Annotated in this window: 3 protein-coding genes; 2 read left to right on the forward strand and 1 reads right to left on the reverse strand. The window is 71.6% G+C overall.

Features of this window, described 5'->3' with window-relative positions; genetic code table 11:
- A partial coding sequence (locus tag CCR97_RS17960) for an apolipoprotein A-IV repeat region-like domain-containing protein (RefSeq protein WP_201159730.1) occupies positions 1-6,490 on the reverse strand: 6,490 nt, incomplete at its 3' end.
- A 419-nt stretch (positions 6,491-6,909) separates the two neighbouring features.
- Between CCR97_RS17960 and CCR97_RS17965 the strand changes: the two genes are divergently transcribed.
- Both CCR97_RS17965 and CCR97_RS17970 read left to right on the forward strand, forming a co-directional pair.
- Positions 6,910-7,053, forward strand: a complete 144-nt coding sequence (locus tag CCR97_RS17965) for a hypothetical protein (protein WP_201159731.1) — start codon at positions 6,910-6,912, stop codon at positions 7,051-7,053.
- A 241-nt stretch (positions 7,054-7,294) separates the two neighbouring features.
- Positions 7,295-7,677, forward strand: a 383-nt coding sequence (locus tag CCR97_RS17970) for an Hpt domain-containing protein (RefSeq protein ID WP_201159732.1), incomplete at its 3' end; no start/stop codon positions are given.

Genomic DNA, 7,677 nt, shown 5'->3' on the forward strand with positions numbered 1-7,677 from the left:
CCGGGGGCGGCGCGGGCGGACCCATCGGCACCTCGGCGCGGGGCGCCTGCGGCGGCTCGCGCATCGGCCCGCGGGCGACCGGCTGGCTGCGACCGCCACCGGACGCGACGGCGAGCTCGGGCTCCTCGCGATAGGTGCGACGGGCCGGCTCGGCCGCGGTGGTGTCGAGGGTGCGGCCGTGGCGGGCGACGATGCGGTTGAGCTCCGCCAGCGCCTCGATCTGGTCGACGATGACGCGCCGCATCTGGGCCGCGCTCTCGGCCGTCTCCTGCGGCAGCTCGAGGATGCCGCGGCGCAGCTCCTGGCGGGTGCCTTCCAGCTCCCGCTGCATCTCCGCGGTCATGTGCTTCATGTTCGACAGCACCTCGGTAAAGCGCTCGGTCGCCGTCTGCAGCATCGACTCGGCTTCGTTCGCGGTCTGCCGGAACAGGGCGTGCGCCTCGTTCGATGCCTGCTCGTAGACGCCGCGCAGGCTCTCGGCGGTGCGCTGACGCTCCTCCTCGGCCGTCGAGCGGACGCGCTCGTGGTTCTCGGCGATGGCGCGGGCGCCCTGCGACGAGGCCTCGGCGACGATGCGGGCGATGTCGCGGGCCCGGCCCTCGGCGGCGCCGAGCGACTCCTCGAGCAGATCCGAGAAGCGCTTGAGGCGCAGGTCGAGATCCTCGGTGCGGCCGTCGAGCGTCGTGACGATGCTCTCGAGCTCGGTCCGGCGTTCCGAGAGTACCTCCTCGCTGCGCCGGTTCGAGCCCTCGATCAGCTCGACCATGTCGGTCAGCGACCGGCCGTGGCTGTCGAACTGGGTGACGATCTCGCCGAGCTCGGTCATCACGCGCCCGGAGATGTCCTGGAACGTGCCGATGTGCTCGTTCACACGGTCGGTGGTCTGGTTGGTGCGGGCGAGCAGCTCGTTCATCGTGGTGACGAACTCGGTCACCCGCGCCGACAGGCCCTGCTCGATGGCGCCGAGATTGTCCTGGGCGCCACCCAGCACCTCCTGGATCAGGCTGTTCGCCTCGCGCAGCCGCTCGAACAGCGCGGTCGTGTCGGAGCGCAGCATGCCGTGCGTCTCCAGGATTTCGGAGACGGTGGCGACGGCGGTCTGCTTCGACTGATCGATCGCCTCCTGCGAGACCTTCTGCAGCTCCTCGATGCGGCCGAGGATCGAGTCGGTCGACTGCTCGACGGCGAGGCGGGTCGCCGCCTGCAGCTCCTGGGCGCGCGCCGACAGGACGTTGCCGGACTGGCCGACCAGGCGCGTCGTGGTGTCCTGCAGCTCCTGGGTCTTCTGGGTGAGGGTCGCGGTCGACTGCGTCACCGAGGCGGTGGCGGCCTTCTGCATCTCCTGCGTCGCCTGGGCGAGGGCGGCGGTGGACTGCGCCACCACGCTCTTGGTCGCCTCCTGCAGCTCCTGTGCCTTCTGCGAGAGCGCCGTGGTCGACTGGGCGACCGTGGTGCGGGTCACCTCCTGCAGCTCCTGCAGCTTCTGGGTCAGGCCGGTGGCCGACTGGGCGACGGTCGAGCGGGTGATCTCCTGCCAGTCCTGCATGCGCTTGGTCAGCGCCGCGGCCGAGTCGGTGACGGCGACGCGCGACGTCTCCTGCAGGTCCTTCAGGCTCTTGTTGACCGTGTCGGTGGCCTTGGTGCTGGCCTCGGTGATGACGCGGGCGAGCTCGTTGGAGTTGTCCATCATGGTCTGGGTGAAGGCGAAGGCCTTCGCCTCGATGGACTTCACGGCGTGGTCGGTGACCCGGCCCATGCCGGCCGTGAACTCGCTGCTCTTCGCCGTCATGGCGGAGAGGAGGCCGCTGCTCTTCTCGTCGAGCACGCGGTTGAGCTCGCCGGAGCGCTTCTCGATCGAGCCGGCGATCTCGTCGGCCTTGCCGACGAAGGTCGCGGCGACCTCGGTGGACAGCCCGGTGAGCGACTGCTGCACCTCCGCGGCGTTGCGCTTGAGCGTGTCGCCGAGATGGGTCGTCACCGCGGTGAGGGTGCGTTCGACCTCGCCGGCGTCCTGCTTCAGCGCCTCGCCGACCGTCGACGACACGGCGGTCAGCGACTGCTGAAGGTCGGCGGCGTCGCGCTTGATGGTGTCGCCGAGATGGCTGGTCACGGCCGTGAGGGTGCGCTCGACGTCGCCGGCGTCCCGCTTCAGCGTCGCGCCGATGCTCGACGACACGCCGGTGAGCGTGCGCTCGATCTCGGCGGCGTCGGACCGCAGCGTGCCGCTGACCTCGGTCGACAGGCCGGTGAGCGCCTGCTCGACCTCGGCCGTGTCCTGGCGCAGCCGGCTCGAGATGCCGACCGACAGCGCCGTCAGACTGCGCTCGAACTCGCCCGCGTCGTGCCGCAGCGTCTGGGTGATGCCGTCGGTGACGCTCGACAGCGAGCGCTCGACCTCGGCGGCATCCTGGCGCAGCGTCGCCGAGACACCGGAGGAGAGTGAGCGCAGCAGCCGCTCGATCTCCGCGGCGTCCTGCTTGAGCACGCCGCTGACGTTCGACGAAGTGGTCGTCAGGAGGCGTTCGAGGTCGACGGCGTCCTGCTTGAGGGTGCCGGCGACGCCGGACGACACGGTGGTGAGCAGCTCCTGGATGTCGCTCACGACGGAGCGGAGCTGGTCGGTCGACACGCCCGAGGCGCGCAGGATGCTGGTCTCGGCGTCGGCGGCGCTGCTGCGCACCGCGTTGGCCGTGGTCTCGCCGAGCCGCTCGAGCGCGATCTCGGCCTCCATGGTGTTGACCTTGACGGCCTCGGCGAGCTGCTCGATGCGCCCGGCGAGGGTCGCGGTCGCCTCGCGGCTGCGATGCTCGATCTCGCGGGTCGCCTGCTCGAGCCGCGTCGCCAGCGTCTCGGTGGCGGCGTTGCTGCGGGTCTCGACGTCGCGCGCGGCGGTCTCGAAGCGGCCGGTCAGGAGCTCGGTCGCGGCGGTGCTGCGCTCCTCCAGGGCGCGGGTCGCACGCTCGGCGTGCTCGACCAGCAGGGAGGCGGCGGTGCCGGTGCGGCTCTCGACCGCGTGGGCGACCGTCTGGGCGCGGTCGGCGAGCGCCGCCACGATGGTGCCGGAGCGGGCCTCGAGCTCGATGCCGAAGGTGTCCATCCGCTCGCCGAGGAACGACGCGGCGGTGTTGCTGCGCACCTCGATGTCGCGGGCGAAGCCCTCGAAGCGGTCGAGCAGGAACGAGGCCGACGAGCTGCTGCGGCCCTCGATCTCGGCCGCGAGCCGGTCGATGCGGGTCGCGAAGCCCTCGGCCGCCGTGCCGGCGGTCTGCTCGATGTCGCTCGCCACCGCGGCGGTGCGCTCGACCAGGCGGTCGGCGGCCGCGCGGGTGCGGACCTCGATGTCGGTCGTCACCATGTCGGCGCGGCCGAGCAGCTGGTCGGCGATGGCGCCGGTGCGGGTCTCCATGTCGGCGGTCGCCGCGCCGATGCGGGCGACGAGCGTGTCGGCGACGGTGTTGCCGCGCGTCTCGATGTCCGCCGTGGCGGTGCCGATGCGGCCGACCACGAGGTCGGCGACGGCGTTGCCGCGGCTCTCGACCTCCGCCGTGGCGGCGGCGATGCGGTCGACCAGGAGGTCGGCGACGGCGCTGCCGCGCGTCTCGATCTCGGCCGTGGCGATGCCGATGCGGCCGACCAGCAGGTCGCCGACCGCGTTGCCGCGGCTCTCGACCTCGGCCGTGGCCGACGCGATGCGGCCGACGAGGAGATCGGACACCGCGGTGCTGCGGGTCTCGACGTCCGCCGCGGCCGTGCCGATGCGGCCGACCAGCAGGTCGGCGGCCGACAGGGTGCGGGTCTCGATCTCCTGCGTGACGGTCGCGGCGCGGTCGACGAGCAGGTCGGTGACCGAGCGGGTGCGGGTCTCGATGTCGGCCGTGGCGGTGCCGAGGCGGCCGACCAGGCCTTCGATGGCGGCGGTGCTGCGCGTCTCGACGTCGGCCGAGAGAGTCTCGACCCGGCCGAGCAGGGCGTCGGCGGCCGAGCGGGTCCGCATCTCGATCTCGTGCGTGACCGCCTGTGTGCGGTCGACCAGCGCGTCGGCGACCGCCTTGCTGCGCGTCTCCACGTCGCTGGTCAGGCTCTCGGCCCGCGCCAGCATCTCCTCGGCGGCGGCCTTGCTGCGCGCCTCGACCGAGGCGGTCAGGCTTTCGGCGCGGCCGAGCAGCAGCTCGGCGGCGGCCTGGCTGCGGCTCTCGATCTCGCCGGTCAGGGTGGCGGCGCGGGTGACGAGCAGCTCCTCCAGGCGCGCGATGCGGCCGTCGAGGGCGGCCGTGACCTCGTTCGAGCGGGTGGCGAGGGTGCCGTCGATCTCGCTCATCTTGCCGCCGACGGCGTCGATGAACTGCTGGCCGCCGGCATTGATCAGGCCGGTGATCGCCTCGACGCGGCGGTCGAGCGCGGCGACGACCTCCTTGCTGCTCTCGCCCACCGTCTTGCTGATGTCGGCGACGCGGGTCGTCAGCGTCTCGCCGATCGTCAGGGTGCGCTGGTCGAGCGCGTCCTGGAAGCGGACGAGGCGGCTCTCCAGCAGGTCGGCGACCTCGGTCGACTTGGCGCCGACGCGGCCGTCGAAGCCGTCGAGATAGACCTTGAGGGTCTCGTTGATCTCCTGGGTGCGCTCGCCGATGCGCTCGACGAGATCGCCGCCATAGGTCTTCACGGTGCGGTCGAACTCGGCGAGGTGACGGGTGATCAGGCTCGCCAGCGTGGCGCTGTCGCGGCCGATGCGCTCGGCCAGCTCGCTGCCGCCGGTCGTGAACATCTCCTCGAAGGCGCGCAGCCGCTCGGACAGCATGTCGCGGACCTGGTCGCCGCGCGAGCCGAGCTGCTCGGCGAGCTCGCCGCTGCCGGTGGTGAGGATCTCCTCGAAGGAGCGCAGGCGCGCGGCGAGCAGCTCGCGCACCTCGTCGCCGCGGGTGCCGACCGCTTCGGCCAGCGCATGGGCGCTGTCGGTGAGGGTGCGGGTGAAGGTTTCGCCGCGCTCCTCCAGCGTCACCGTGATGGTGCTGCCGGTCTCCTCCAGGCGGGCGACCATCTCGCCGCCGCGCTGGTCGAGCGTGTCGGTGATGGCCGTGCCGGTCTCCTCCAGCTTGGAGACGATGTCGCCGCCGCGCAGGCTGAGGTCGAGGACGATCGAGTCGCCGGTGGCCTTGAGGGTGTTGTTCACCTCGTCGACGCGGCTGGCGATGGTCTCGGCGATCTGGCTCGAGGTGTCGACCAGGGTGCCCGAGATGGTGTCGGTGTGCTCCATCACCATGGCGGTGATCTCGCGCGACCGGTTCTCCATCAGCTCGACGAGCGAGATGGTCTTCTGGGCGAACTCGTCGGCCACGCTGTCGAGGCGGCCGCCCAGCATGTCCTGCATGTTGTCGGCGATCTCGACGATGGCGTCGTTGAGGTGGCCGGTCTTGATGTTGAGGCTGTCGGCGAGGCGATCGCTGACCGCCTCGATGGCGCGGGTCGCCTCGTCACTGGTGCGCTCCAGGCGCTCCAGGAGGTCGCCGCCGCGCTCGGCGAGCGCCGCGATCATCGAGTCGCCGGCGGTGCCGAGCGCCAGGGTGATGTGTTCGCCCTTGTCGGACAGGGCGCGGGTGATGCGGCCCGCCACTTCGTTGAAGCGCTCGCCCACGACCTCGGAGACCGTGAAGATGTCGTGCGACAGGTCGAGATGGACGTTGGAGATGGCGTTGCGCACCTGCTCGGCCTCGCCGACCAGCGTCTCGCGCTGCTGGGCGATGCCGTCGAGCAGGTTGCGGATGCGCACCTCGTTGTCGTTGTAGGCGCGCTCGAGGGCGGCGACCTCGTTGTTGACCAGGGTCTCCAGCTCGACCGCGCGGGCGATGGCACGCTCGACGCCGTCGCCCATGGCGGCGACCTCGCGGCGGATCGCCTGGCCGACGTTCACGACGCTGTCGTAGGCGACGCTCTCCGGCTCGGCGAAGCGCATCGCGGCGCGCGCCATCGCCTGGGCGACGATGCGCAGCTCCTGCGAGCGCGACACCATGTTGGCGAGCACGAAGAAGAAGACGATCGGGGCGGCGATGCCGGACAGGATGCCGAACACCAGCGGCACGGCGACGGCGCCCTGGCTCATCAGCACGCCGATCTCGCCCGCATAGGCGAGGAGGAGGCCGACCGCCGAGATGCCCCAGGCGGCGCTGAACAGGCCGGCCGCCAGGTAGGGCGTGCGGGCCGGACGGCGCTGCAGCGACTGCAGCACCTGGCCGATGGTCTCGCGGTCGTCGTTGGCCGGAACCGTCAGCGGCTCTTCCATCCGGCGGGCGATCGGGTCCTGGAAGCCGGGCGGCGGCAGCGGATCGGGGCCGAACGAGGGCGGCGGCGAACGGTCGCGCCGGTCGTCGGGTTGGATCGCGGGAGTGTCCGAAGCAGGGGTCTGGGCCGGCGCGGAGCCGCCCACATTCAGGGCCTCCTGAATGGCCGACAGAGCGACCTCTGTCGGATCCTTGGCCTTTTTCGGAGTGTTCGCCATGTCGCTCGTCGCCTCGCAAGCTACGCTGAACAGGACTGAGGCCCTGTGGAAAAGGTGTCCGGGCGTGCGACCGCACGCCGTCTCGGACACGCTGCCGCAGGCGGGAATGACGATGCCGCTGGGATTCCCCCCCGTGGTGTGACTATCCTAGAGAGGTGGAAGCCCCAGGGAAACCAAGTTCGGTAACCCTTTTTTAATCATCGTTAACGGGTGCGCCCATGCCAGCAGCGATCCCAGCTCTGCCCCTCCGCACGGACGACCGGCTCCCGGACGACCACCTCCCGCTGGATCAGCCCCTTCATCTTGGGGGCGACAATGCGGCGGCTCTGCGGCCGACCGATCCGCAGCGCCGCTATCTCGAACGAGGCGTTAACGAGCCGGGTGGAAAACTTCCGCTTTTCGACCGGGACGGGCGCGCCGTGCCGCGCAAGACCGTCGAGGCCTGCGTGTCGCACGGCTGGGCGAGGCCGTGGTTCGACAACCCGCTCAAGCCCGACTGGCTGGTCTGCCGGCTGACCGAGGCGGGCTGGCGGGCGATCGGCCGCGAGCCGCCGAAGGCCTGAGGCGGGACGGCCGCGACGCCTCCCGGGCGCGCCGGCGCGAGGGCGCGGCGTGGCGCGGCCCGCGTCCCGGCGCAGGTCGCGACCCCGGGTTAATCCACCATTGATGATGCTCGTGAATCGACCTGTTGCGGCGACGCCACGCAGGCGCTCGCACGCATCGGCGTTTACCCGGGAGTGACGGTCGGCCGGCCACAGTGCGCGAACAACAAGGTCAGGCGTCGAACAAAGACCGGGGCGTACCATGCACAGCCACTTCCTCGTCGAGCCTCCTGCCGTGCCGTTGCCGTTGCCGGCGACCGACCCGGACGCGATGCCGATCGATCTCGCGCACCTGTTCCGGATGACGCTCGGCGACGCCCGCCTGCAGGCCGAGGTGCTCGACCTGTTCGACCAGCAGATCGCCCTCCTGGTCGCCCGCATGGACACGGCCCCGCCGGCCGCGATGGCGACGCTCGCCCACACGCTGAAAGGTTCGGCCCGCGGCGTCGGGGCGTGGGAGATCGTCACGGCGGCCGAGGCGATCGAAGCGGCCGTCGCGGCCGGCTCGGAGATCGAGGGTCCGCTCGCCGCCATGGACCGGGCCGGTGCCGAGGCCCGCGCCGCGATCGCCCGGCTGCGCCGGGA

The sequence above is a fragment of the Rhodoplanes elegans genome (assembly GCF_016653355.1).
Classification (GTDB): domain Bacteria; phylum Pseudomonadota; class Alphaproteobacteria; order Rhizobiales; family Xanthobacteraceae; genus Rhodoplanes; species Rhodoplanes elegans.